We start from the raw sequence: 22381 nt of genomic DNA, 5'->3' as shown, positions 1-22381 counted from the left end.
CCGATTGACCTATGTCCCAAGGACGGGCGACGGACACTGTGGCCGACATCGGGCTGCAGATTTTTTCGCAGCAAAAAAGGCGGACGGAAATCGATCCGCCCGCATCTCGCAGATATTTGTCAATGTACGGGCAGATCAGCTCCGCGTGACGATCGCCGTCTCCGGCGGATATTCGCCGACGAAACCGCGCCAATGGGCGACGGCAAAGCCGAGTGCGATCAGAGCGACGGCCTGATGCGTCAGCGCCAGATCGAGCGGCACCTGCATGACGAGTGTCGAAATCCCGATGACGGCCTGTAGCGTCACCAGCCCGAACAGCAGGACGGAGCGGCGGGCGTGGGTCGAGCCGGGCGCCAGCCGGAGAGAGACGATCATGTGCACGAGAGTGGCGGCCCACAGAACGTAGGCGCCGCAGCGGTGCACGAACTGCACCGTCTTCGGGTTCTCGAACAGATTGATCCACCAGGGCTGTTGGACGAAGAGATCGGCGGGGACCAGGGCGCCGTCCATCAGCGGCCAGGTGTTGTAGGAAAGGCCGGCGTCCAGCCCCGCCACCAGCGCACCGAGATAGATCTGGAAGAGGACGAGGAAGGCGATGCCGCCGGCTGCCCATTTGGACCTTGCCGTCGGCGGAAGATCGCGGCTATGCGGCGCCAGCCCGCGCATGATCCAGATACAGGCGCCGAAGATCAGACAGGCGATGACGAGGTGTGTCGCGAGCCGGTATTGCGAGACGCTGACCAGTTTGGTGAGGCCGGAAGACACCATCCACCAGCCGATGAACCCCTGGAAACCGCCAAGCGCGAGAAGGCCGACCAGCGGACCCCGCAGGCGCTTTTCGATGCGACCGGTGAGCCAGAAGAACACCAGCGGCAGGGCGAAGACCAGGCCGATCGAGCGGGCGAGGAACCGGTGCGCCCATTCCCACCAGAAGATCGACTTGAACTGGTCGACCGTCATGTCCCTGTTGATTTCCTGATATTGCGGAATGCGCTGGTAGAGGCGGAACTCCTCGTCCCACTCCTCGGCCGACAGCGGCGGGATGACACCATGGATCGGCTTCCATTCGGTGATCGACAGGCCGGAGTCAGTAAGCCGCGTTGCGCCGCCGACCAGGACCAGACAGAACAGCGTGAAAACGACGACGCCGAGCCAGATACGCACCGCCTTGCGGTCGCGCTCGCGGCGCTTGGTATGGTTCAGGACATCGATGATCACAGCATCGGTTGCCGACATGGGTATGCTCCTGTCGCTCAAGCCAAAAGGACGCGGCACATGGCCAAGCATCCATTAAGCATTTCGCGTTGCTTTGCCCCATCAACCCATGCAAAACAAGCCCCGGCGCTTTGCGGCATGCGGTCGCGGATAGGAGAAGACGTTTTGGTCCCGCGTTTGAGAAGTTTCATCGGCACCATCCTGATCATCGTTCTGGTGATCTTCTATGCGCTTGCCGCGACGACCTTCGCGACGCTGCTGCTTGCCACTTCGCCATGGTGGGTGCATTTCCTCTACTTCCTGATCAGCGGCCTCCTCTGGATCCTGCCGGCCATGCTGATCATCAAATGGATGGCAGGGCCGAAGCCCAAGGGATAGCCGGCTTTACCCTCGGTTAACCAGCGGCAGCGGTTTCGCGGGGTGTGAGGCCGCCGGTAAACCGAATTTTGGTGCCCTCCCCCTATGTTGCCTGCCAAACGGCATCAGCGGGCAAAGCCATGCAGCGGAAGATCAACCACGAAGATCAGGTCGAGGGCGTGCTCGACGCGCCAAAGGGTCAGAAGACCGTCCGGCTCGCCGAGCTATCGCTCGTTTCGACAGACGATCTCGGATCCGTGGAAGGCGAGTGGCGGCGGCTCGAAGGGCTTGCCAAGAACTCCCTGCATCAGGGTTTCGACTGGTGTCTCGCCTGGGTTCAAGCGCATCGCAGCGAACTTGCGATCATCCAGGGCGTTGTCGATGGCCGCACGCTTTTCATCCTGCCGCTCGAAATCGTGTCGGAACGCCGCGCCCGGATTGCCCGCCTGCTCGGTCACCGGTTCAACAACGTCAATACCGGCCTCTTCGATGCCGAACTCGCTGCACCCGATGCGGAAGAACTGCAGAATTTCGCCTATGGCCTGAGGCTCGCCCTCTCCGACAAGGCGGATCTGGTCGTTCTCGACAATATCCCGCTCGTCTGGCGCGGCATGCGACATCCGCTGTCCGCGTTTGCTTCGATCGAAAACCAGAATCATTCCTTCCAGTTGCCGCTCTTTCAGAATTTCGAGGCAACGCTGGCGCAGCTCAATGCGAAAAGTCGCCGCAAGAAGTTCCGCTCGCAGAGCCGCAAGATCGAGGCGATCGGCGGTTATGACCATTTCATCCCGACGGACCCCGCCGAAAAACACGCCCTGCTCGATATCTTCTTCCGCCAGAAAGGCGAGCGTCTGAGACTGTTCGGTCTTCCGGACGTCTTCCAGCTGCCCGGCATCCAGGATTTCTTCCACCGCCTCATGGATGTCCCGGCCAGGGGAACAGACACACCGCTGATGCTGCATGCCATCCGGCTACGCGGCGAGCACGAAGGGCATATCGCGGCGATTGCCGGCCTGTCACGCAAGGGCGATCATGTCATCTGCCAGTTCAGCTCGATCGACGAGACGATCTGCCCCGAGGCGAGCCCCGGCGAGTTGCTGTTCTGGCTGATGATCGAGCAGTCCTGCCGCGAAGGCGCGTCGATGTTCGATTTCGGCGTCGGCGACCAGCCCTACAAGCGCAACTGGTGCACCCAGGAAACGGTGCAGCACGATATGTTGCTGCCGCTGACCTGGAAGGGTTCGGTGATGCGACCGTTCCTGATCGGAGTGACCAAGGCGAAGGCCGCGGTCAAGCGCAGCCCGCATCTCTACGCGATGGTGCAACGCTGGCGGTCCCGCCGATGCCCGAAAGCTTCGGAAGCTCCCGCCTCCGACGCGGAACCGTCCGCCGAATAGTCAGGCGGCGCGGCGTTTGCCGGGACGTGGCGAATGCCGGCCGGCGGTCTGCGCCATGACCAGCAGGTTGCTGTAACCGGCCGCTTCGAAATCCGTCACCAGCTCGGCGACTTCCTCATCCTTGAAGCCCGGCACCGACAGCACGATCTCCGCCATGGCGTTGCGGGTCAGGCGCGAAATGCCGGCGATTTCGGCCGGGCCGCATTCGATCAGCACCAGGTCATAGGCATCCGCCAGCGCATCGATGACCATCGACAGGCGATCCACGCCGCGCATGGCACGGGCCGGATCGGAAGCGCCATGCGGAATGATGTGCGCGTCGGAAAGCCGATCCGGATGGATCGCGTCGCCGAAGGCGGTTTCGCCGCAGAGAAGGTCGGTAATGCCGGGCAGTTTCGGATTTTCCACCATCATCTGCGTCGGGGCGGCGGAACCGGTCATGTCGACCAGCACGACGGTACGGCCGCTCTCGGCAATCTCGCGGGCGAGCATGACGGTCGCTGTCGAACCTTCGTCGCCGCCCGGTGAAATGGCGATCGCGACAGGCACATCGTGACGCTGCAGGTAATGCGCGACCGAGCCGATGGTGAAGCCGCTATCATCGACCTCCGCTACGGCTACGGCTTCCTCTGCTTCGCTCTCCTTTTCGGCCAGTGATTGTTCGGCGATCTTGGCATAGGCGAGCGCTGCCGCGTTCTTCGCGCTTTCGCGGGCCGGTTCCGGCCGGTCGAAACGGGCGGCCTCGGCCTGCATCTGGTGGACCGGCAGGGGAGCGGCCGCAGCGGCGGGCGCGGATGCGCCAACTGCCGGCACAATCTCGTCATCGATCTCTCTAACGCTGGACGGACGCAGGGCACGGCCCGAGAAGAGCTCGTTGACGATGACGATCAGGCAGCCGAAAATGAAGGTGGCGAGCGAGACGACGATGACGATCGGGATGATCTTCGGGAAATAGGGTTCCGACGGTTCGACGGCTTTCGAAACGACGCGCGCGTCGGCCGGGCTCGAATTGCCCTCGAGGCGGGAGGTCGCCTCGCGGTAACGGGCGAGATAGGTTTCCAACAACTGGCGCTGGGCGACGGCCTCGCGTTCCAGCGCGCGCAGGCCCACTTCCTCTTCGCCCGTCTTGGCGGAATCCGCCTTCAAGCCGTTGAGCTGGCCCATCAACTGGCGCTCGCGGATGCGTGACATCTCGGCTTCGTTTTCGAGGCTCGCGAGGATTTTCTTGGTCTCGCTCTCGATCTGCTGGCGGATGCCGGAAAGCTGGCCGCGCAGGCCTTTCAGCCGCGGATGGCCTTCGAGCAGCGAGGTCGAGGAGTCGGAGATCTGTGCCTGAAGGTTGGCCTCCGCCTCCTTCAGCCGCTGGATGACCTGCGAGCCGACGACATCGCTCAGCGTGTCGGAAGCGCGGCCGGCCTTCAGGGCGGTGCGGACGTTTTCGGCGCGGGCCTCGGCATTCGCGCGTTCGCCGCGGATACGGGCAAGCTCGGTCGAGATGTCGTTGAGCTGCTGGGTCGAGAAGCTGTTGGTCTCGGTGGTCTGGAACAGGCCGTTGGAGGAGCGGTAATCCGCCACCTTCTTTTCGGCCACCTTAACCTTCTGGGTCAGGTTGGCGATTTCCGGTTCCAGCCATTTGGCGGTCTCGGAATGGGTGTCGAGCTTGGCGCCGCTCTGGAGCTGGAGATAGACCTCCGCCATCCTGTTCGGGATGTCGGCGGCAAGCTTCGGATCGCGCGAGGAGAACTCGATGGCGATGACGCGCGAATTCTCGACCGCATAGACATCCAGCTTCTCGCGGAACTCCTGGATCACCCGGTCTTCCGGGTCGAGCGACATCGGATCCTGCTTCAGGCCGATCAGGACAAGCGGATCGGGCAGGAAGGACTGCGCGGCGGGATCGAATTCCTTGAGCTTGGCGAGGTTGAGATCGCGGGCAACGCGCTTGATGAGATCGGTCGACTGCAGCAGCTGCGCCTGGCTGGTGATGTTGAGCGAGTCCAGCAGCGGGTCGTTGGCCTGTGCCGCAGCGTCCCCTCCCGACAGGTTGGGCGAGCGCGATTCGATCAGCAGCCGCGTCTCGCCCTTGTAGCTTGGCTTCATCAGGGTTGTGCCGACAAGGGCAAGCGCCGCCGCGACGATCGTCGCGCCCAATATCCTGCCCTTGCGTTCCCAGACCGCCGATATGACCCGCCCGAGGTCGATGTCCACGTCCTGATTGCCACCGTTTACGCCTGACATGATACGCTCCAACTGATCGGTTTCGGCGAAGAGTAAAGGATCATGGTAACGCGAGGGTTAATGGCCAAGTACAGCGGTTGTACCCCCAAGAAAATCCCCGAATTCCCCGCCTCTTTACCGGGCATTAACCCTAACGGATCGATAACGGGGACAGATGGTATGAACAGCCGGAGCCTCGACCGCGGAAATGTCCTTCGCCCCTTTCAAACGCGTGATGGCCAAACAGGTGCTGGCGTTAGCCCTCGCTGCGACGGCGCTTGCCGGCTGCACGAGCTACGCGCCCGCCCCGAAAAGCTTCCAGCAGGCAGCCATGCAGCCGTACAGGCTGGATAGCGGCGACCGGCTGCGCGTCAGTGTCTTCGAGCAGCCCGGCCTCACCAATACCTATACGGTCGACCAGGCCGGTTACATCGCCTTCCCGCTGATCGGCCAGGTGGCTGCCCGCGGCCAGACGCTGCCGGCGCTGGAAGGCTCGATCGCTTCCCGTCTCAAGCAGGGTTACCTGCGCGATCCGGACGTTACCGCCGAGATCGACCGCTATCGTCCCGTCTTCGTCATGGGCGAAGTCGGCCGCCCCGGGCAATATTCCTACGTGCCGGGGATGACCGCCCAGAACGCGATCGCGATCGCCGGCGGCTTCACTTCCCGCGGCAACCAGCGCGATGTCGACGTCACCCGCAAGATCAACGGCCAGGTGATCACCGGCCGCACCGTCATCTCTTCCACGGTGCTTGCCGGCGACACGATCTACGTCCGCGAGCGGCTGTTCTGACCGGTCCATGGCGGAGAGCCCTCCCTTGCGGATACTCCACTGCTTCAGGTCGCCCGTCGGCGGGATCTTCCGCCATGTGCGCGATCTCGTCGAGGAGCATCGGGCCGCCGGCCACGAAGTCGGCATCCTGTGCGACAGTTCGACCGGTGGAGCGCATGAGGACCGGCTGTTCGACAGCATAAGGCCGCTGCTTTCGCTCGGCCTCACCCGCATTCCGATGCGCCGCGCGATCGCCCCTTCCGATTTCGCGGCCATCTACAGGAGTTACAAACATATCAAGAGCTTGCAGCCGGACATCTTGCACGGGCACGGCGCCAAGGGTGGCGCCATTGCCCGGCTGATCGGCTCAGCCCTGCGGGTCAACAGGTATCGCGTAGCCCGCCTCTATTCGCCGCATGGCGGCAGCCTGCATTTCAGCCGGTCGAGCCTTTCCGGCCAGGCCGTGCTGCGGCTGGAACGTTTCCAGGAGCATTTCGGCGACGCGCTCGTCTTCGTCTGCGACTACGAGCGGCGCACCTACGAGGCCAAGGTCGGTAAGCCGCGCAAGGTGTCGCGGGTAATCTACAACGGCATCAAGGATGCCGAGTTCGAGCCGATTGCCACCGACCCGGCGGCACCGCATTTCCTCTATATCGGCATGCTGCGCGACCTCAAGGGACCGGACGTCTTCATCGACGCCTTCGCCCGCACCGAAAGGGCGGTCGGTCATCCGCTTTCGGCCCTGATGGTCGGCGACGGCCCGGATCGCGACCGCTACGAGGCGATGATGGCCGAGCGCGGGCTTGGCCGGCGCATCCAGATGAAGCCGGCCATGCCGGCGCGCGACGCGTTCGCCATGGCGAAGATCGTCGTCGTCCCCTCCCGTGCGGAGGCGATGCCCTATATCGTGCTCGAGGCGCTGGCGGCCGGCAAGCCGGTCATCGCCTCGAGGGTCGGCGGCATCCCCGAAGTGCTCGGCGACACCAGTGCAGCCCTTGCCATTCCCGGCGACGCCGCGGATCTCGCCCGCGTCATGACGCAAGCGGTCACGACGCCCGGCTGGCAGGATGCGGTGATGCCGAAACCGGAAGCCTTCAAGGCGGTGTTTTCCGCCTCGGTCATGGCCCGCGAGATGCTCGGACTGTATCAAGACCTGACAGGTTCCAAGCCGGATCCGGGGCGCGGCTAAAGGCTTCCTTCACCTCTTTTTGGTAAGCGTTTCCCATTGCTTCCAGTGTCGCCGGGGCTTCCAACGCCGCCGGGCCCGGAAGACCAAAGGGATCGGTCCATGAACCAGCCGAACAAGTCCGAGCAGTTCGATGTCGAAAGCCTTCGCAAGAAGGTTTCGGAACTCCGTGCAGCCGACGAAAAGCACGATCCGGCGAATGCCACGGTGCTCAATCCGTTTGCCCGCCAGATCGCCGAGCAGTTCCGCAACGACAGCTATTCGCCGACGATGCTGATCGGCCTGTTCCGGCTGTTCGAGCTCGTGGCCATGCTCGCGATCGGACTTGGTGTCGGGGCGCTTTTCGCGCCGATCGATCTTAGCGCCTTTCTCGCCCGTTTCGCGCTTGTCGCCTGGGGCTCGACACTCACGGTCCTGCTTCTGCAGGTGGCCGACACCTATCAGATTCCGTCGCTGCGCGGCGCCTCGCGCGCCGCCAAGCGGGTCTTCGTCGGCTGGACGATCGGTTTCCTGCTGACCGCCTCGACCCTCTATCTGGTTGAACCCAAGCCCTATCCGCTTGCCGGCCTTTTCGCCTGGTTGGTCACCGGCGCCTCTTTCCTGTTCCTCGAACGGCAGCTCACGGCCTTTGCCATCCGTCACTGGGGTCGCAATGGCGTGATGGAACGCCGCGCCATCATCGTTGGTGGCGGTGAACCGGCGAAACAGCTCGTCCGCCAGCTCGAACAGCAACCCGACAACGACATCCGCATCTGCGGCATTTTCGACGACCGCAACAGCGAACGTTCGCCGACCGTCGTCGCCGGCTATCCGAAGCTCGGAACCTTTGCGGAACTCATCGAGTTCGCCCGCCTCGCCCGCATCGACATGCTGATCATCGCGCTGCCGGCGACCGCCGAGGCCCGCATCCTGCAGCTGCTTCGCAAGCTCTGGGTGCTGCCGGTCGATATCCGCCTTGCCGCCCACGCCAATCGCCTGCGTTTCCGCCCCCGCTCCTATTCGCATGTGGGCGCCGTGCCGATGTTCGACATTTTCGACAAGCCGATCCGCGACTGGGACTCGGTCGCCAAGCGCGTCTTCGACATCGTCTTTTCGGTGGTCGGCCTCCTCCTTACCTGGCCGATCATGCTGGCCGCGGCAATCGCCGTGAAGGCGACCTCGAAGGGGCCGATCCTGTTCCGCCAGAAGCGCCACGGCTTCAACAACGAAATCATCGACGTCCTGAAGTTCCGTTCGATGTACACCGACCTCAGCGACCAGACGGCGGTCAAGGCCGTCACCAAGGGCGACCCGCGTGTCACCCCGGTCGGCCGTTTCCTGCGCAAATCCTCGATCGACGAACTGCCGCAGCTGTTCAACGTGCTGCGCGGCCAGCTTTCGCTCGTCGGCCCGCGCCCGCATGCGGTGCTCGCCCAGACGGGAACGCGCAAATATGTCGACGTGGTTGAGAGCTACTTCGCCCGCCACCGCGTCAAGCCGGGCGTCACCGGCTGGGCGCAGATCAACGGCTTGCGCGGCGAACTCGACAGCGACGAGAAGATCCGTGCCCGCACGGCCTACGACCTCGACTATATCGAGAACTGGTCGCTGCTCTTCGACCTCAAGATCCTGTTCCTGACGCCGATCCGGCTGCTCAACACGGACAACGCCTATTGAGCACGCTCGACTATAGCCGGCCAGGCGGCCACCCAACGGGTTTCGACGGCCGCCTTGCCGCTATGAAGCTGGCCGGTTCCGGCCTGATCGCCTTTGGCGTCTTCCTGTCCGGCTTCGTCATTTCCGAGCCTGCCCCTTACGAACTGATCATGGTGATCCAGATCGGCATCTGGTTCCTGCTCGGCCTGAAGATATCGCGCACCGTCGCGCCGCTTCTCGTGATGCTGCTGACGTTCAACATGAGCGGCCTGTTCTCCATGTTCGTCATGAAGGACATGAGCGAGGCGCCGATGTATTTCGCCGTCTCCACCTTCCTGGCCCTGAGTTCGGTCTTCTATGCAGCGATCATCGAGAACGACCACCGGCGCCTCAACCTGATCTTCAAGGCCTGGGTGGCGGCGGCAATCATCACCTCGCTGCTTGGCGTTCTCGGCTATTTCAACGCCTTTCCGGGCTCGCATGTGTTCACCCGCTACAATCGCGCCATGGGCGCCTTCCAGGATCCGAACGTCTTCGGTCCCTATCTCGTCGCCCCCCTCCTCTACCTTCTCTACCGGTTGCTCACCGGATCGCTGATGAAGGCGCCGCTGCTGATCGCCGGCATCCTCGTCCTGGCGCTCGGCATCTTCCTCTCCTTCTCGCGCGCCGCCTGGGGCCTTCTCATATTTGCCGGCATCGCTCTGGTGATCGTCATGCTCCTCAAGGAGCGTACCACCGCCTTCCGGTTCAAGATCCTGGCGATCGCCGGCGGAGCCGCGATCTTCCTTGTCCTCGCGCTGGCGATCGCGCTGCAGTTCCCGCAGGTCTCCGACCTGTTCACGAACCGCGCCAAGCTGGTGCAGGACTATGACGGCGCCCGGCTTGGCCGTTTCGAGCGTCACAAGATCGGTTTCCTGATGGCCATGGAACGGCCGCTCGGGCTAGGCCCGATGGCCTTCGGCAAGATCTTTGGCGAGGACGAGCACAATATATGGCTGAAGACGCTGACCACCTATGGCTGGCTCGGCGCGATCACCTATCAGATCATGATCTGGTCGACGCTGTGGTTCGGCTTCCGCTACATGCTGCGCGAACGCCCGTGGCAGGCCTATCTGATGGTCGCCTGGGTGATGATATTGGGCCATGCGATCATTGGAAACGTCATCGACACCGACCACTGGCGGCATTTCTACCTCCTGCTCGGCATCGTCTGGGGCTGCATGGCGCTGGAACACCGTTTCGTCCGGTCGCAGCGGCGATCCCCCTCGCCCGCCGCCAGGACCGCTTGACTTTAAGGTCCGGCGCTCCAGATTTCCTACTATGCTGACGGTCTCGCAACTCCGCGCCGCACGCGCGATGACAGGAATGACGGTGGAGGAACTCGCCGCCGCGTCCGGGCTCTCCAAATCCGCGATCGAAGAAGCCGAGGCCTCGCAGGTCTTCGCAAATGCCGGTATCACCGATCGGCTCCGTTCGATCTTCGAGTCGAAGGGCGTGTTGTTCCTCGGTGCCGGACAGGACGATGCCGGCGCCGGGCCGGGTCTCAGGCTACGCCAGCAGTTCCAGGACGAGGGAATCCGCCCCCAGAACCTCAACGCCGCAAACGACGACTGAAAATCGCTGCAGCGCGGGAACTCTTTGAGATCTCACGCGTTTCCCGCCTTCAGACGATATGCAGGGGGTCACGCATGACACGCACCAACAATCTCTATCTCATTATCGGCGCGTTGCTTGTCGCCGTTATCGGCCTCGGTTTTTACGTCTATCGCGAAGAAACCAAGCCGAAGGGCATCGAACTCAGCATCGGCCAGAATGGTATAAAAGTCCAAGAGAAGTGAGGGGTCGCTAGAGGATACATTATTAACGATAGAAGCTCAGAGTTGTCCTGAACAAAATTCACCATGTGAGTTTAGTTTCAAATAAGCAAGAAAAGGGGATACTTATGACCACGCATATGAATCTCGACGAGATCGACAGTAAAGGCTTGAAGAAAGTCTGGAGCGTTGCCGAATTCGCCAAACGTTATCGTCTTGATCGTGGAGAAGAAACCCGCCTGCTGAAGCTTCTCGGGCCGTTTGCGTCCCAGCAGGAACTGCTGATGAATGCGAGCCGCGCGCCGCGTTTCCGCTAGACGCGTCCAGATATCCCGTCCAATCTTTGTCCGGCTTCCGATACCGAAGTCGAGAGCATGTGTAACGTCGGTTACATCCAAACTCCCCTTCACCGGAACCTTTGTCATCCTCTTCTAGTTGGTCTCTCGTGAACCAATTAGGCGCCCAGGTGGTCAAACCGCCGCGCAGAAGGAGGATAACCATGATCAGACTGATTTCGAACGCCGGGCTTGCAGTTGCCCTTTCGTTGGGCGCCATCGGCGCCTTCTCCCTTCCCGCTTCCGCACAGGATATCCAACTGCGCGTCGGACCAGATGGCGTGCGGCCGATGATCCGCGACCGGGACCGCGATTACGATCGCCGCGGCTGTAGCCCTGGTGAAGCGCGTGCCGCAGCCCGCGACGAAGGCTTTCGCGACGCCCAGGTCGTCCGAGTGACGAGCCGAAGCGTCACCGTCGAAGGCTTCACGCGCAACGGACCGGATCGCATCACGTTTGCAAACCGCCGCGGCTGCCCGGAAATCTGACCTGTCGCAGGGGCTGACCGCTCCATTGACCGCGAAAGCCGCGCCTAAACTTGGGAGCGGCTTTTATGTTCCCCAGCACATTCTCATACCGGCCATCCTCTTTTTCTTCCGATCGAAGGATTTTGAGCTTGCGCCGCGATAGCGGAGCGACTAGGGAAAACATGCTCATTGAGCAGGTCGGGGCGTAGCGCAGCCCGGTAGCGCACTTGACTGGGGGTCAAGGGGTCGTCGGTTCAAATCCGGCCGCCCCGACCAATTAAATCCCCTTGAAATCTCAGTCAGATCAAAAGCCTTTTCCGAGAACCGGGACTTCCCCACGCGATCTACCCACCCCACCGGATTGGCAGGGCGGGCTTAAGGCTTTCATCGGTTCCACGACGGATATCAGTAGGGCGAATAGCACTGCTGGCGCGGGCCGTAATAGGGCTGGAACGTGTTGTCATAGGCCCTGTAGGACCGGTAGCGGGCATAACACCAGTTCACGTGCGAATTGCCGCCCACATAACGCCGAGGCGGGTAATAGCGCGGTGCGTATCTCGGTGTGTAGCGCGGCTGGGCCAGTGCTCCGCCGATGATCGCGCCAAGTGCAAGCCCCCCGATGATCGCACCGGCATCCGGGCCACGGCGGTGGCGGCGGTAATGCCGGTCACCATAATAGCGGTCGCGGTAATAACGACGCCCTTCCCAGCGGTCACGGTCGCGCCAGTAATATTGCACCTGCTGGATGTCCTGGGATCTCTCGATGCGCGGTGCGCTGATCGACGGAAACGCCTGGGCGGGGGCGACGCCGCTAAAAGCCGTAATCAGGGACAGAACGGCGACGGCGAGCTTTTTTTTCATAATTCACCTCCTCTGATTTTCCTTATGAAGAAATGATCCTCCATTTCTCCTGAACCAGAGGTGAATGGTAAATTTTGCTTAACGTTGGCGTGTGTTGAGTTAGCGAACCTGATCCAAGAGGCGCTTGCATTCTAGGAGGTCGAAGAGCGCTTCCTGCAGCAAGGCACGGTCTTCCTTGCCGATGCTGGACTTGCCGATCGACACTTCCATGTCGTCCTCGTGGGAGGTGCCGAACCCGAAAAAGCGGCCGCTCGGCTTCACCTTGGGGCGGCCGACGATCTGATCCTCTTCGGCCGTGCTGATCTTCGGCTCGGTCTGCTTCTCGCTGTTTGCCGCCATGATCGCTTCCATCGTGGCGAGGTCGCCTGAGGCAATCGCAGAGACGAACTTGTTGCCGTTCGTCTTCAGAAGCTTCTGTACGCCCTTTATGGTGTAGCCGTGATCGTAGAGCAGGTGGCGGATGCCCTTCAGGAGATCGACGTCCTCAGGCCGGTAATAACGCCGCCCGCCGCCGCGCTTCATCGGCCGGATCTGCGGGAAACGCGTTTCCCAGAAGCGCAGCACATGCTGCGGCAGGTCGAGGTCGTCGGCGACCTCGCTGATCGTACGAAAGGCGTCCGGGCTCTTCTCCAAAGTTCATACTCCAAACGGCAGGCTGCCCATGCCCCCAAGGGCAGACTCATAGCCTCCGATACATGGGCGAATTATGCGCCGAATCGGACATATCTCAACGGTTTAAGCCGAGAGATTCAAGCATGTTCACAGGATTGCGGAAAAGGTCGCGGACTTCACGCCACCGGGCTTGCCGGCTTCAGTTTCGCCTTGCGCGCCGTATGCGCCTTGAGGATACGGCTCTTCAGCACGTTGGAGGCCTTGAACGTCATCACCCGGCGCGGAGAGATCGGCACTTCCTCGCCGGTCTTCGGATTGCGGCCGATGCGCTCGTTCTTGGAGCGCACCTGGAAGGTTGCGAAGGAGGAAAGCTTGACCACCTCGCCCCGGACGATCGCATTGCATATTTCGTCAATGACCGTCTCAACGAGCTCGGCCGATTCCGTCCGCGAAAGTCCGACCTTGCGGAAAACCGATTCCGCCAGATCCGCGCGTGTTACTGTCTTGCCGGCCATGATCCCCGCCCAATTTTCGAAATTGATCTTATCAAAGCCGATAGAGAGTATTTTGCTTGAGCGCGAGGGTCAAGCACCTGTGCTCAATCGCTTATTTACGTTTCGGCCGATCGTTGCCGCCCTACCAGCGGACCAGCAATGCGCCCCACGTAAAACCGCCGCCCATGGCTTCGAGCATCACCAGATCGCCCTTCTTGATGCGCCCGTCGGAGGCGGCAACCGAAAGTGCCAAAGGAATCGATGCAGCCGAGGTATTACCATGCAGATCGACCGTCACGACGACCTTTTCCAAAGGAATGCCGAGTTTCTTCGCCGATCCGTCGATGATGCGGCGATTGGCCTGGTGCGGCACCAGCCAGTCGAGATCGTCCGCCGTCGTGCCGGTCGCCGCGAACGCGCTGTCGATCACGTCGGCGATCATGCCGACCGCATGTTTGAAGACCTCGCGGCCCTCCATGCGCAGGTGCCCGACCGTGCCCGTGCTCGACGGGCCGCCATCGACGTAGAGCTTGTCCTTGTGGGAGCCGTCGGAACGCAGGTGCGCGGTCAGCACGCCACGATCGGCGATCGTCCCCTCGCCTTCCGCCGCTTCGAGCACCAGCGCGCCTGCGCCGTCGCCGAAAAGCACGCAGGTGGTGCGGTCCTTCCAGTCGAGGATGCGGGAAAAGGTCTCGGCGCCGATCACCAGGACACGCTTCGCCATACCGCCGCGAATGTGCAGATCAGCGGTCGCCATTGCATAAACGAAGCCGGTGCAGACCGCCTGCAGGTCGAAGGCGTAGCCGTGGGTCATGCCCAGCCGGTTCTGGATATTGACGGCGGTCGCGGGGAAGGTGTTGTCGGGCGTCGAGGTCGCGACCAGCACGAGATCGATGTCATCCGGCGTCAGCCCGGCGTTTTCGAGCGCCGCACGAGCCGCCTGCTCGCCGAGAGACGCGGTCGTCTCGCCGTCGCCGGCGAGATAACGCTGACGAATGCCCGTGCGCTGCACGATCCATTCGTCGGAGGTCTCGACGATGTCTTCCAACTCGCGATTGGTCACCACCCGCTTCGGGAGCGCTGCCCCGTAACCGCGAACCACTGAACGGATCATTCTTAACTCACATCCTGTCGTCATGCCGCTTCGGGGCCAGCCGGCGGCTGGCGACGCGCATGGTAAATTGCGAGATCCTGCCGGATCTTCGCGTTGAGATCGTTGCGTGCCATGTCATAACCGACATCGATCGCGGCAGCAAAGCCGTCGGCATTGGCACTGCCATGGCTCTTGATGACGATGCCGTTCAAGCCCAGGAACACGCCGCCGTTGACCTTGTTCGGGTCCATCTTCTCACGCAGCCTGTCGAAGGCGGGCTTGGCAAGAAGATAACCGATCCTGGCCAGCAGCGTGCGCGACATCGATTCGCGCAGGAGCGTGGCGATCTGCCGGGCCGTGCCCTCCGCCGCCTTCAGCGCGATATTGCCGGTAAAGCCTTCGGTCACCACCACATCGACGGTGCCCTTGCCGATGTCGTCACCCTCGACGAAACCGTGATAGGCGATCGTCGGCAGGTTTGCCTCGCGGATCAGCCGCCCGGCCTCCTTGACCTCTTCCTGGCCCTTCACCTCTTCGACGCCGACGTTCAAAAGTCCGACGGTCGGCCGGTCCACCTCGAAAAGCGAGCGCGCCATGGCGCCGCCCATGATCCCGAAATCGAGGAGCTGCTGAGCGTCGGCACCGATCGTCGCGCCGATATCAAGCACGATGCTTTCGCCCTTGAGGGTCGGCCAGATGCCGGCGATCGCCGGGCGCTCGATGTTGGCCATGGTGCGCAGACAGAATTTTGCCATCGCCATCAGGGCGCCGGTATTGCCGGCGGAAACCACGACCTCGGCCTCGCCGAGCTTTACGGCCTCGATCGAACGCCACATGGTGGAGATGTAACGGCCGCGGCGAAGCGCTGCACTCGGCTTCTCCTCCATGCTGACGGCAAGTTCGCATTCGTAGAAGACGGACTTATCCCGCAGCTTCGGATATTTTGCCAGGACCGGCTCGCACTCAGCCTTCAGCCCATAGATGAGGAAGGTCACATCCGGGTGGCGTTCCAGTGCCTTGGCAGCACCGGCAATGACGACCTCGGGACCAAAATCGCCGCCCATGGCATCGATAGAAATTCTGATCACTCGTCCCTGATCCTTATCTTCGCCGAACGCATACCCTGTGGGGGAACCATGCGCCAGTCCTAACGTCTCCAACGGCCCTTCGCTCCTCATGCGGGGCCGTGCCGGCGAATTCGTGGCCAAAATATAGTTTTTGCTGTCGCTTACAACCCGTCCTCAATCCTTTTTCCAGTCCTTGAGGACGGCAAAGGGATTGGGGCGCCCGGACTTTTCATCCGCGTCGGTTTCCAGGTGATCGGCAAACTCGGCGCCCGGTTCGCGCGGATAGGCATCGATCGCAAGTGCCGCGAACTCGGCCACCACTTCGCCGACATCGATCGTGTCGCCGATGAACATTTCGGGAAGATCGGGCCCATCGGGATCGATGACCATCTCCGCGGTATCGCTGGTGACGATCCGCGCGAGCTTCGATCCCTCAGGCACGAAGATCTGCTCGAACTCTTCGTCTATCTTCGATGCGACAGGTTCGAGCGTGACGACCGAGGACTGGACGATATCAGCCTTCACGCGCCCCTTGAGACGCACGCCGTCCTTCTTCCACCGGGCGATCTGCAGTTCTGCTTTCAGCGAACCGACCGAAACGACCTGCCACAGCTTTGCCAGGCCCTCGAGTTCGCGCGCATCGGCTTCGAGCTTCACCGTCACCGCGTTCGCGGAAATATTCCCGACCTTGACGGGATAGGAAAAGGGAGGCTTTTCGCCTGCGCCACTATCGTTCTTCATCAAACCTCACTCTTCTCGCGGCAGCAGGCCCGGCAGGGGCAGAACCGCGTGGCCGCGCGAAATCTCATCTTCGGGAATGCCGGCGAGCGCCGTCTCCGCAACAATCATCCAGTCCGCCAGCCCTCGCATCCCAGGCCCATCCTCCGTCTTCGGATAGATATTCCGGCTAAGGGCTGCGGCAAGCGCCTCGCGGTCCTTGTCTTCGAGAGCGGCAGCATAGGTCTCCACCCGGCCATAGAACATGCCGGCCAGCTTTTTCATGCGTTTCGGCACGCTCTGGTCGCCAATGCCGAGTTCGCGGATCGAATGGTCGATATCCTGAAAAAACGCGTCGACGATCTCCTGAGCCAGTTCCTGACCACTCGAATCGGACTTTGCGGTGCGCCTGAAAAACAGGATCATCACGATCGAAAGCATCTCGAAACGGCCCATGACCGTGTCCGGTACGTCAAGATCGCTATAGAAGAACGGAACGCGCGCCAACGACGTCAAGGTCGAATACTGGCGGTCAACGATCGCCTGGTTCTGGTTTTTCTTCTTGAAAAGGCCGAAGATCATCTGAATTCCCGTTATTTGCCTCCAGGAACGCCCTGGCCTGCCACCGGCCATGTTGCATGGAAACGAAAGCTGGTTTACCGAAGCATGCACGAATTGCAATGCCGTTCCGCCGGATCAGCGAACGGGGTGGGATCTTCGCGGCCTTAACATCAGGTCGGGATCGATCTTATGTCCCTGAATAGCCACAATGGTAGGGTCAGCAGGGGCAGGTTGAGTTTGGGGGATGCCGTTGAACAAGCGGGTTTTCGGATACGAGATGACATTCTTGAGTAAAACCGCGATGGCAATGGTCGTCGCATCCATCGCTGTCTCGGGTTGCACGTCCATGCAGATCGGCGACACCATGTATAACGGCTACGTGGTCGACCAGAAGTCGCTGGAGCTTATTCCGGTCGGGTCGAGCCGCGAGCAGGTGCTGCTGACGATGGGCACACCCTCGACGACGGCAACCTTCGATACCGAGGTGTTCTATTACATCTCGCAGAAACGCACGCGCGCTGCGGCTTTCATGAAGCCGAAGATCGTCGATCAGACGGTGCTCGCGATCTATTTCGACAAGGACGGCGTCGTCGCACGCCGCGCCAACTATACGATGCAGGACGGCAAGGTGTTCGACACGATTTCGCGCACGACGCCGACCGGCGGCCGCGACCTCACCTTCCTGCAGCAGCTGCTTTCAGGCGGTTCCGGTGCCGGTGGGGCAGCAGCCCGCAGCATCCTGTCGAACTTCGGCAGGTAAGCACCTCGAACGGAACAAAAAGCCCGCGGGGATCGCTCCCCGCGGGCTTTTTTATTTCACGTTCGGGCCGGATATCAGCCTGCAAGAACCGCCAGCAGCAGAAGCGCCACGATATTGGTGATCTTGATCGCCGGGTTGACGGCAGGGCCTGCCGTATCCTTGTAGGGATCGCCGACGGTATCACCGGTGACCGATGCCTTGTGGGCTTCGGAACCCTTCATGTGGCGGGTGCCGTCCTTGTCGACGAAGCCGTCCTCGAAGCTCTTCTTGGCATTGTCCCAGGCGCCGCCGCCCGAGGTCATGGAGATCGCCACGAACAGGCCGTTGACGATGACACCGAGCAGCGATGCGCCGAGGGCCGCAAACGCCGAAGCCTTGTCGCCGCCGGAGATCAGCAGGACGCCGAAATAGACGACGATGGGGGCGAGAACCGGCAGAAGCGACGGAATGATCATCTCGCGGATCGCAGCCCGGGTCAGGATGTCGACGGCGCGGCCATAGTCAGGCTTTTCGGTTCCCGCCATGATGCCCGGCTTTTCGCGGAACTGCTTGCGCACTTCCTCGACGATCGAGCCCGCAGCGCGGCCGACGGCGGTCATCGCGATGCCGCCGAACAGGTAAGGGATGAGGCCCCCGAAGATCAGGCCGGCGACGACGTAAGGGTTGGAGAGGTCGAAGTCGATTTCGCCGACGCCGTTGAAATACGGATACTGGGCACTGTTTGCCACGAAATATTTGAGATCGTTGGAATAGGCGGCGAACAGAACCAGCGCGCCGAGGCCGGCAGAACCGATCGCATAGCCCTTGGTGACTGCCTTGGTGGTGTTGCCGACAGCATCGAGCGCGTCTGTCGACTTGCGCACTTCCGGCGGCAGGTGGGCCATTTCGGCGATGCCGCCGGCATTGTCGGTGACCGGACCGAAGGCATCGAGCGCCACGATCATGCCGGCAAGGCCGAGCATGGTGGTGACGGCGATGCCGGTGCCGAACAGGCCGGCGAACTGGTAGGTGGCGATGATGCCGCCGACGATGACGATCGCCGGAAGGGCGGTCGATTCCAGCGAGACCGCGAGGCCCTGGATGACGTTGGTGCCGTGACCCGTCACCGAGGCCTGGGCGATCGAGTTTACCGGGCGCTTGTTGGTACCGGTGTAGTATTCGGTGATGACGACGATCAGCGCCGTCACCACGAGGCCGAGCAGCCCGCAGATGAACAGGTTCGCGCCGGTGATCGGCTTGCCCGCAACGGTGCCGATCGTGCCCCAGCCGATGGTCAGGGAGGTGGCGATGGCGAGACCGACGATCGACAGCAAGCCGGTGACGATCAGGCCCTTGTAGAGAGCGCCCATGATCGAGCCGTTGGAGCCGAGCTTGACGAAGAAGGTGCCGATGATCGAGGTGATGATGCAGGCGCCGCAGATCGCCAGCGGATAAACCATGACGGTCGCGAGGATCGGCGCGCCGGCAAAGAAGATCGCCGCAAGCACCATGGTGGCGACGACGGAGACCGCGTAGGTTTCGAAAAGGTCGGCTGCCATGCCGGCGCAATCGCCGACATTGTCGCCGACGTTGTCGGCGATCGTCGCGGGGTTGCGCGGATCGTCTTCCGGAATGCCGGCCTCCACCTTGCCGACGAGGTCGCCGCCGACGTCCGCACCCTTGGTGAAGATGCCGCCGCCGAGACGGGCGAAGATCGAGATCAGCGAAGCGCCGAAGCCGAGCGAGACGAGCGCGTCGATGACTTCACGCGAGCCGCTCGGATGGCCGAGACCGGCCGTCAGAATCCAGTAATAAATCGAGACGCCGAGGAGAGCGAGGCCTGCCACCAGCATGCCGGTGATGGCGCCGGATTTGAAAGCGATGTCGAGACCGGCCGCAAGGCTTTGGGAAGAAGCCTGGGCGGTGCGCACGTTGGCGCGGACCGAGACGTGCATGCCGATGAACCCGGCTGCACCCGAAAGTACGGCACCGATGACGAAGCCGACCGCGGCGGTGCCGGACAGCAGCACCCAGGCCAGAATGGTTACGACGACGCCGACGATCGCAATGGTCATGTATTGGCGCGCCAGATAGGCCTGTGCGCCTTCACGGATATATCCGGCGATCTCCTGCATGCGGATACTGCCCTGATCGGCAGCCAGCACGGAACGCGTCGCCCAGACGGCATAAATGATCGATAGCAACCCGCACACGATCACACCCATAATTACAGTCATTCGCTTTTCCTCTCCCTTAGCGCCGGGTGGTCCATACCCTCCGGCCGTGCACCCCTGCGACGGCGCACATCCACGAGATGAGCAAAGACCGCCGCAATACTCCATAGTGCGCATTCCCGCACAGACGACCGCTCCCCTCCCAAGGAATCCGGGATCGCCTGCGCGGACGGGAGATTGCGGTGGAGATGAATTGGCGTCAAGCCCGAAGGGACAAGACTCTAAGCGGATTTCACGGAAGAGCGCTTGAACATCAGCGCCAGCACTAGACCGAGGCAGACGATCGTCACCGGCCAGATGATCAGGTTCATGAAGGACCAACCGTAGGCAGTGAACACCTTGCCCGAGGAGAAGGAAGACAGCGCTACCGTGGTGAAGAGGATGATGTCGTGAAAACCCTGCACCTTGTCGGCCTCATGCGGGCGATAGCTGGAGGCGACGATGGCGGTCGAGCCGATGAAGGCGAAGTTCCAGCCGATGCCGAGCAGCACCAGCGCGCCCCAGAAGTTCCACAGCTCGATGCCCATATGGGCGATCACGGCGCAGCCCATCAGGATCAGCAGCCCGGCGGCGACGATCTTTTCGACGCCGAAGCGTGAAATCAGCATGCCGGTGAAAAAGCTCGGCGCGAACATGGCGAGCACGTGCCACTGGATGCCGAGTGTGGCCATTTCCGACGGAAAACCGCAGCCGATCACCATGGCAAGCGGCGCGCCGGTCATCATGAAGGTCATCAGCGCATAGGAGGAGATGCCGCAGATCATGCCGGTCAGGAACCGCTGGGTGACGACGATCTCGCCCAGCGAACGCGCCGGGGCCGAAGCCGCGTGACTGCCGCTCATCTGCGGCAGTTTCAGCGGCGCCAGCATCAGGAGGGCGATCAGATAAAGCGGAATGACGGCCACGAAGGCGCCGGCGAACAGCACGGGCGACAACAGGTCCTTGGTCCAGATCGCAAGCTGCGGCCCGAGGACCGCCGAAACTATGCCGGCCGCGAGGATCCAGGAGATCGCCTTCGGCTTGTAGAACGAGGGCGACGCATCGGCGGCGGCGAAACGGATCTTCTGGGTGAAACCATTGCAGAGGCCGATCAGCAGCAGGCCGACCGCAAAAAGCCAGAAGTTCGAATGGAACAGCGCGATTGCCGCGGTGGCGGCCCCCACCGCTCCGAGAACCGAGCCCAGCATGAAGCTCGCCTTGCGGCCGAGGAACCGCGAGGCGATGGCAACGGCGACGGCACCGGCCGCCATGCCGATATTGAAGCCGGTCAGCGGAGCGGTCGCGAGCGACTTGTCATCGCCCAGCAACTGGTAGCCGACGAGACCGCCGAGTGCGAAAACCAGGGGCGGCGCCGAACCGAGGACGGCCTGGGCGCCGGCAAGCAGAGCGACACTGCGCCGGGCGGTGCTCATCTGTGTCTGAAAACCGTCTACCGCGCCGTCCATGCTGCCCCACCCTGTCTTGCCGTTTAGTTTTTATTTCTTGGCTTCGCCGCGGACCTGCTTGGCAATGCGATCGAGGACGGCGTTGACGATGCGCGGCTCTTCCTCTCCGAAGAAGGCGTGAGCGATCTCGACATATTCGGTGACGATAACGGCTACCGGCACGTCCTTGCGCTCGAGGATTTCGAACGTACCGGCGCGCAGGATGGCCCGCAGCGTCGAATCGAGACGCGACAGCGGCCAATCTTCCTGGAGCGAGGCGCGGATCAGCGGGTCGATCTTCACCTGATCGCGCACGACGCCGGCAACGATCGAGCGGAACCATGAGGCGTCAGCCTTCAGATAGGTGTCGCCGTCAAGTTCCTGTCCGAGGCGATGCGCCTCATATTCGGCCACGACCTCCAGCACGCCGGTTCCGCCGACATCCATCTGGTAGAGCGCCTGCACGGCCGCCAGGCGGGCAGCGCCGCGCTGATTGGCCGGCTTCACCGGGTGTTCGCCTTCCTTGGCCATCAATCAACCACCGTTCAGCTTGTCACGCAGCGCGATCATGGTCAGCGCCGCACGGGCGGCAAAACCGCCCTTGTCCTTGTCCGAACGGCGGGCACGCGCCCAAGCCTGTTCATCGTTCTCGCAGGTGAGGATGCCGTTGCCGATCGCAAGCGATTCCGACACGGCGAGGTCCATCAGGGCGCGGGAGGATTCATTCGAGACGATATCGAAATGATAGGTCTCGCCACGAATGACCATACCGAGCGCGACGAAACCGTCGTAATCGGTGCCGCCCTCTTCCGACGCATCGAGCGCCATGGCGATTGCCGGCGGGACTTCGAGCGCACCGGGAACGGTGACCACGTCATAGGTCGCCCCGGCCGCCTTCAGCGCATGGGTCGCGCCTTCGAGCAGTGCATCGGACATATCGTCGTAGAAACGCGCCTCGACGACGAGGAGGTGTGGAGCGGTTTCGCGTGACATGATTCACCTTTGTTCAAATCGGCCCAGCATGAGATCGATATCGCCTCAAGGCGGGCCGATAGTCATATGGGTCTCGAGCAGGTGGCGGTCAAAACACGCTCTGAGGGGAATGGCAAGCAATTTTCGCTGAACGCAGCGATGCGAATCGGGAATAGCTGAGCGAGCGACGATAAGATCAGTGCCAACACCGG

24 protein-coding genes and 1 tRNA gene are annotated in these 22381 nt (G+C 62.1%); 12 read left to right on the top strand and 13 right to left on the bottom strand.

The genetic code is table 11. The features are described from left to right. Nucleotides 1-135 precede the first annotated feature (135 nt). Nucleotides 136-1236, bottom strand: a complete 1101-nt coding sequence (locus C5J26_RS18045) for a COX15/CtaA family protein (RefSeq protein WP_105402987.1) — start codon at nucleotides 1234-1236, stop codon at nucleotides 136-138. 144 nt (nucleotides 1237-1380) lie between these two features. On the opposite strand from C5J26_RS18045, the gene C5J26_RS18040 reads away from it, so the two are divergent. Both C5J26_RS18040 and C5J26_RS18035 read left to right on the top strand, forming a co-directional pair. Next, nucleotides 1381-1593 carry a DUF2842 domain-containing protein gene (locus C5J26_RS18040; RefSeq protein WP_046667802.1) on the top strand — a complete coding sequence of 71 codons (213 nt, stop codon included), beginning with the start codon at nucleotides 1381-1383 and terminating at the stop codon, nucleotides 1591-1593. Between the two features lie 119 nt (nucleotides 1594-1712). After that, entirely contained in the window at nucleotides 1713-2969 is a 1257-nt protein-coding gene (locus C5J26_RS18035; protein WP_105402986.1) for a GNAT family N-acetyltransferase, read from the top strand. On the opposite strand, the gene C5J26_RS18030 is transcribed toward C5J26_RS18035, so the two are convergent. Beyond that, nucleotides 2970-5207, bottom strand: coding sequence for an exopolysaccharide transport family protein (locus C5J26_RS18030; RefSeq protein WP_105402985.1), 2238 nt, complete (start codon nucleotides 5205-5207; stop codon nucleotides 2970-2972). It abuts the gene before it with no gap. 214 nt (nucleotides 5208-5421) lie between these two features. Here C5J26_RS18030 and C5J26_RS18025 point away from each other — a divergent pair, with 214 nt between their 5' ends. The 9 genes from C5J26_RS18025 to C5J26_RS17990 all read left to right on the top strand — a co-directional run bounded on the left by C5J26_RS18025 (nucleotide 5422) and on the right by C5J26_RS17990 (nucleotide 11671). After that, on the top strand, nucleotides 5422-5979 hold the full coding sequence (locus tag C5J26_RS18025; protein ID WP_172717254.1) for a polysaccharide biosynthesis/export family protein: 558 nt from the start codon (nucleotides 5422-5424) through the stop codon (nucleotides 5977-5979). A 7-nt stretch (nucleotides 5980-5986) separates the two neighbouring features. Then, entirely contained in the window at nucleotides 5987-7147 is a 1161-nt protein-coding gene (locus tag C5J26_RS18020; RefSeq protein WP_105402984.1) for a glycosyltransferase family 4 protein, read from the top strand. 99 nt (nucleotides 7148-7246) lie between these two features. After that, complete coding sequence (locus tag C5J26_RS18015) at nucleotides 7247-8800, top strand: undecaprenyl-phosphate glucose phosphotransferase (RefSeq protein ID WP_105402983.1); 1554 nt, start codon at nucleotides 7247-7249, stop codon at nucleotides 8798-8800. Beyond that, nucleotides 8797-10068 (top strand): O-antigen ligase, encoded by a 1272-nt coding sequence (locus C5J26_RS18010; RefSeq protein ID WP_105402982.1) that lies wholly within the window; start codon nucleotides 8797-8799, stop codon nucleotides 10066-10068. Before C5J26_RS18015 ends, C5J26_RS18010 begins: the two co-directional genes overlap by 4 nt. Nucleotides 10069-10144: 76 nt before the next feature. Next, nucleotides 10145-10393, top strand: coding sequence for a DNA-binding protein (locus C5J26_RS18005; RefSeq protein ID WP_172745892.1), 249 nt, complete (start codon nucleotides 10145-10147; stop codon nucleotides 10391-10393). 74 nt (nucleotides 10394-10467) lie between these two features. Beyond that, on the top strand, nucleotides 10468-10617 hold the full coding sequence (locus C5J26_RS32770; RefSeq protein ID WP_172745890.1) for a hypothetical protein: 150 nt from the start codon (nucleotides 10468-10470) through the stop codon (nucleotides 10615-10617). A 104-nt stretch (nucleotides 10618-10721) separates the two neighbouring features. Beyond that, nucleotides 10722-10910, top strand: a complete 189-nt coding sequence (locus C5J26_RS18000; RefSeq protein WP_105402980.1) for a hypothetical protein — start codon at nucleotides 10722-10724, stop codon at nucleotides 10908-10910. A 182-nt stretch (nucleotides 10911-11092) separates the two neighbouring features. Then, complete coding sequence (locus C5J26_RS17995) at nucleotides 11093-11416, top strand: hypothetical protein (RefSeq protein WP_046636537.1); 324 nt, start codon at nucleotides 11093-11095, stop codon at nucleotides 11414-11416. 178 nt (nucleotides 11417-11594) lie between these two features. Continuing rightward, a tRNA-Pro gene (locus C5J26_RS17990) sits at nucleotides 11595-11671 on the top strand. A gap of 129 nt (nucleotides 11672-11800) precedes the next feature. Here the strand turns inward: C5J26_RS17990 and C5J26_RS17985 are convergent. The 7 genes from C5J26_RS17985 to C5J26_RS17955 all read right to left on the bottom strand — a co-directional run bounded on the left by C5J26_RS17985 (nucleotide 11801) and on the right by C5J26_RS17955 (nucleotide 16821). After that, a complete protein-coding gene (locus C5J26_RS17985; protein WP_105402979.1) occupies nucleotides 11801-12256 on the bottom strand; it encodes a BA14K family protein in 456 nt (151 codons plus the stop codon). Between the two features lie 99 nt (nucleotides 12257-12355). Next, nucleotides 12356-12889, bottom strand: coding sequence for a MerR family transcriptional regulator (locus C5J26_RS17980; protein WP_105402978.1), 534 nt, complete (start codon nucleotides 12887-12889; stop codon nucleotides 12356-12358). Nucleotides 12890-13044: 155 nt separating this feature from the next. Continuing rightward, nucleotides 13045-13383 (bottom strand): integration host factor subunit alpha, encoded by a 339-nt coding sequence (locus tag C5J26_RS17975; protein ID WP_007770264.1) that lies wholly within the window; start codon nucleotides 13381-13383, stop codon nucleotides 13045-13047. Nucleotides 13384-13504: 121 nt separating this feature from the next. After that, nucleotides 13505-14476 (bottom strand): beta-ketoacyl-ACP synthase III, encoded by a 972-nt coding sequence (locus C5J26_RS17970; protein WP_105402977.1) that lies wholly within the window; start codon nucleotides 14474-14476, stop codon nucleotides 13505-13507. A gap of 20 nt (nucleotides 14477-14496) precedes the next feature. Then, the gene (gene plsX / locus C5J26_RS17965; RefSeq protein ID WP_105402976.1) at nucleotides 14497-15543 is read right to left on the bottom strand and encodes a phosphate acyltransferase PlsX; all 1047 of its coding nucleotides are present in this window, start codon (nucleotides 15541-15543) and stop codon (nucleotides 14497-14499) included. Nucleotides 15544-15696: 153 nt separating this feature from the next. Further along, on the bottom strand, nucleotides 15697-16263 hold the full coding sequence (locus C5J26_RS17960) for a DUF177 domain-containing protein (protein ID WP_105402975.1): 567 nt from the start codon (nucleotides 16261-16263) through the stop codon (nucleotides 15697-15699). Nucleotides 16264-16269: 6 nt separating this feature from the next. Next, complete coding sequence (locus C5J26_RS17955) at nucleotides 16270-16821, bottom strand: ubiquinol-cytochrome C chaperone family protein (protein ID WP_105402974.1); 552 nt, start codon at nucleotides 16819-16821, stop codon at nucleotides 16270-16272. A 223-nt stretch (nucleotides 16822-17044) separates the two neighbouring features. Between C5J26_RS17955 and C5J26_RS17950 the strand changes: the two genes are divergently transcribed. After that, complete coding sequence (locus C5J26_RS17950; protein WP_037080654.1) at nucleotides 17045-17560, top strand: outer membrane protein assembly factor BamE; 516 nt, start codon at nucleotides 17045-17047, stop codon at nucleotides 17558-17560. Nucleotides 17561-17634: 74 nt separating this feature from the next. On the opposite strand, the gene C5J26_RS17945 is transcribed toward C5J26_RS17950, so the two are convergent. From C5J26_RS17945 to ribH, 4 genes are all read right to left on the bottom strand, one after another. Next, entirely contained in the window at nucleotides 17635-19776 is a 2142-nt protein-coding gene (locus C5J26_RS17945; RefSeq protein ID WP_105402973.1) for a sodium-translocating pyrophosphatase, read from the bottom strand. Nucleotides 19777-19994: 218 nt separating this feature from the next. After that, nucleotides 19995-21218 carry an MFS transporter gene (locus tag C5J26_RS17940; RefSeq protein WP_105402972.1) on the bottom strand — a complete coding sequence of 408 codons (1224 nt, stop codon included), beginning with the start codon at nucleotides 21216-21218 and terminating at the stop codon, nucleotides 19995-19997. A gap of 30 nt (nucleotides 21219-21248) precedes the next feature. Next, entirely contained in the window at nucleotides 21249-21728 is a 480-nt protein-coding gene (nusB, locus tag C5J26_RS17935) for a transcription antitermination factor NusB (RefSeq protein ID WP_038549009.1), read from the bottom strand. A 3-nt stretch (nucleotides 21729-21731) separates the two neighbouring features. Next, nucleotides 21732-22190, bottom strand: coding sequence for a 6,7-dimethyl-8-ribityllumazine synthase (gene ribH, locus C5J26_RS17930; protein WP_105402971.1), 459 nt, complete (start codon nucleotides 22188-22190; stop codon nucleotides 21732-21734). Between the last annotated feature and the right edge of the window lie 191 nt (nucleotides 22191-22381).

Origin of the sequence: Neorhizobium sp. T7_12 (genome assembly GCF_002968535.1) — a bacterium.
Taxonomy (GTDB): Bacteria; Pseudomonadota; Alphaproteobacteria; order Rhizobiales; family Rhizobiaceae; genus Neorhizobium; species Neorhizobium tomejilense.
The sequence above is the reverse complement of the archived record's forward strand: the minus strand, read 5'-3'. Positions and strand labels throughout refer to the sequence as shown.

What these genes read in the sequence shown, in the direction of transcription:
- ribH (WP_105402971.1), bottom strand. Translation starts at nt 22,190, where the DNA reads ATGTCACGCGAAACCGCTCCACACCTCCTCGTCGTCGAGGCGCGTTTC.
- C5J26_RS17945 (WP_105402973.1), bottom strand. Translation starts at nt 19,776, where the DNA reads ATGACTGTAATTATGGGTGTGATCGTGTGCGGGTTGCTATCGATCATT.
- C5J26_RS18000 (WP_105402980.1), top strand. Translation starts at nt 10,722, where the DNA reads ATGACCACGCATATGAATCTCGACGAGATCGACAGTAAAGGCTTGAAG.
- C5J26_RS18015 (WP_105402983.1), top strand. Translation starts at nt 7,247, where the DNA reads ATGAACCAGCCGAACAAGTCCGAGCAGTTCGATGTCGAAAGCCTTCGC.
- C5J26_RS17940 (WP_105402972.1), bottom strand. Translation starts at nt 21,218, where the DNA reads ATGGACGGCGCGGTAGACGGTTTTCAGACACAGATGAGCACCGCCCGG.
- C5J26_RS17995 (WP_046636537.1), top strand. Translation starts at nt 11,093, where the DNA reads ATGATCAGACTGATTTCGAACGCCGGGCTTGCAGTTGCCCTTTCGTTG.
- C5J26_RS18030 (WP_105402985.1), bottom strand. Translation starts at nt 5,207, where the DNA reads ATGTCAGGCGTAAACGGTGGCAATCAGGACGTGGACATCGACCTCGGG.
- C5J26_RS17985 (WP_105402979.1), bottom strand. Translation starts at nt 12,256, where the DNA reads ATGAAAAAAAAGCTCGCCGTCGCCGTTCTGTCCCTGATTACGGCTTTT.
- nusB (WP_038549009.1), bottom strand. Translation starts at nt 21,728, where the DNA reads ATGGCCAAGGAAGGCGAACACCCGGTGAAGCCGGCCAATCAGCGCGGC.
- C5J26_RS17960 (WP_105402975.1), bottom strand. Translation starts at nt 16,263, where the DNA reads ATGAAGAACGATAGTGGCGCAGGCGAAAAGCCTCCCTTTTCCTATCCC.
- C5J26_RS18005 (WP_172745892.1), top strand. Translation starts at nt 10,145, where the DNA reads ATGACGGTGGAGGAACTCGCCGCCGCGTCCGGGCTCTCCAAATCCGCG.
- C5J26_RS18025 (WP_172717254.1), top strand. Translation starts at nt 5,422, where the DNA reads ATGGCCAAACAGGTGCTGGCGTTAGCCCTCGCTGCGACGGCGCTTGCC.
- C5J26_RS18020 (WP_105402984.1), top strand. Translation starts at nt 5,987, where the DNA reads ATGGCGGAGAGCCCTCCCTTGCGGATACTCCACTGCTTCAGGTCGCCC.
- C5J26_RS32770 (WP_172745890.1), top strand. Translation starts at nt 10,468, where the DNA reads ATGACACGCACCAACAATCTCTATCTCATTATCGGCGCGTTGCTTGTC.
- C5J26_RS17955 (WP_105402974.1), bottom strand. Translation starts at nt 16,821, where the DNA reads ATGATCTTCGGCCTTTTCAAGAAGAAAAACCAGAACCAGGCGATCGTT.
- C5J26_RS17975 (WP_007770264.1), bottom strand. Translation starts at nt 13,383, where the DNA reads ATGGCCGGCAAGACAGTAACACGCGCGGATCTGGCGGAATCGGTTTTC.
- C5J26_RS18045 (WP_105402987.1), bottom strand. Translation starts at nt 1,236, where the DNA reads ATGTCGGCAACCGATGCTGTGATCATCGATGTCCTGAACCATACCAAG.
- C5J26_RS18035 (WP_105402986.1), top strand. Translation starts at nt 1,713, where the DNA reads ATGCAGCGGAAGATCAACCACGAAGATCAGGTCGAGGGCGTGCTCGAC.
- C5J26_RS17950 (WP_037080654.1), top strand. Translation starts at nt 17,045, where the DNA reads ATGCCGTTGAACAAGCGGGTTTTCGGATACGAGATGACATTCTTGAGT.
- C5J26_RS17970 (WP_105402977.1), bottom strand. Translation starts at nt 14,476, where the DNA reads ATGATCCGTTCAGTGGTTCGCGGTTACGGGGCAGCGCTCCCGAAGCGG.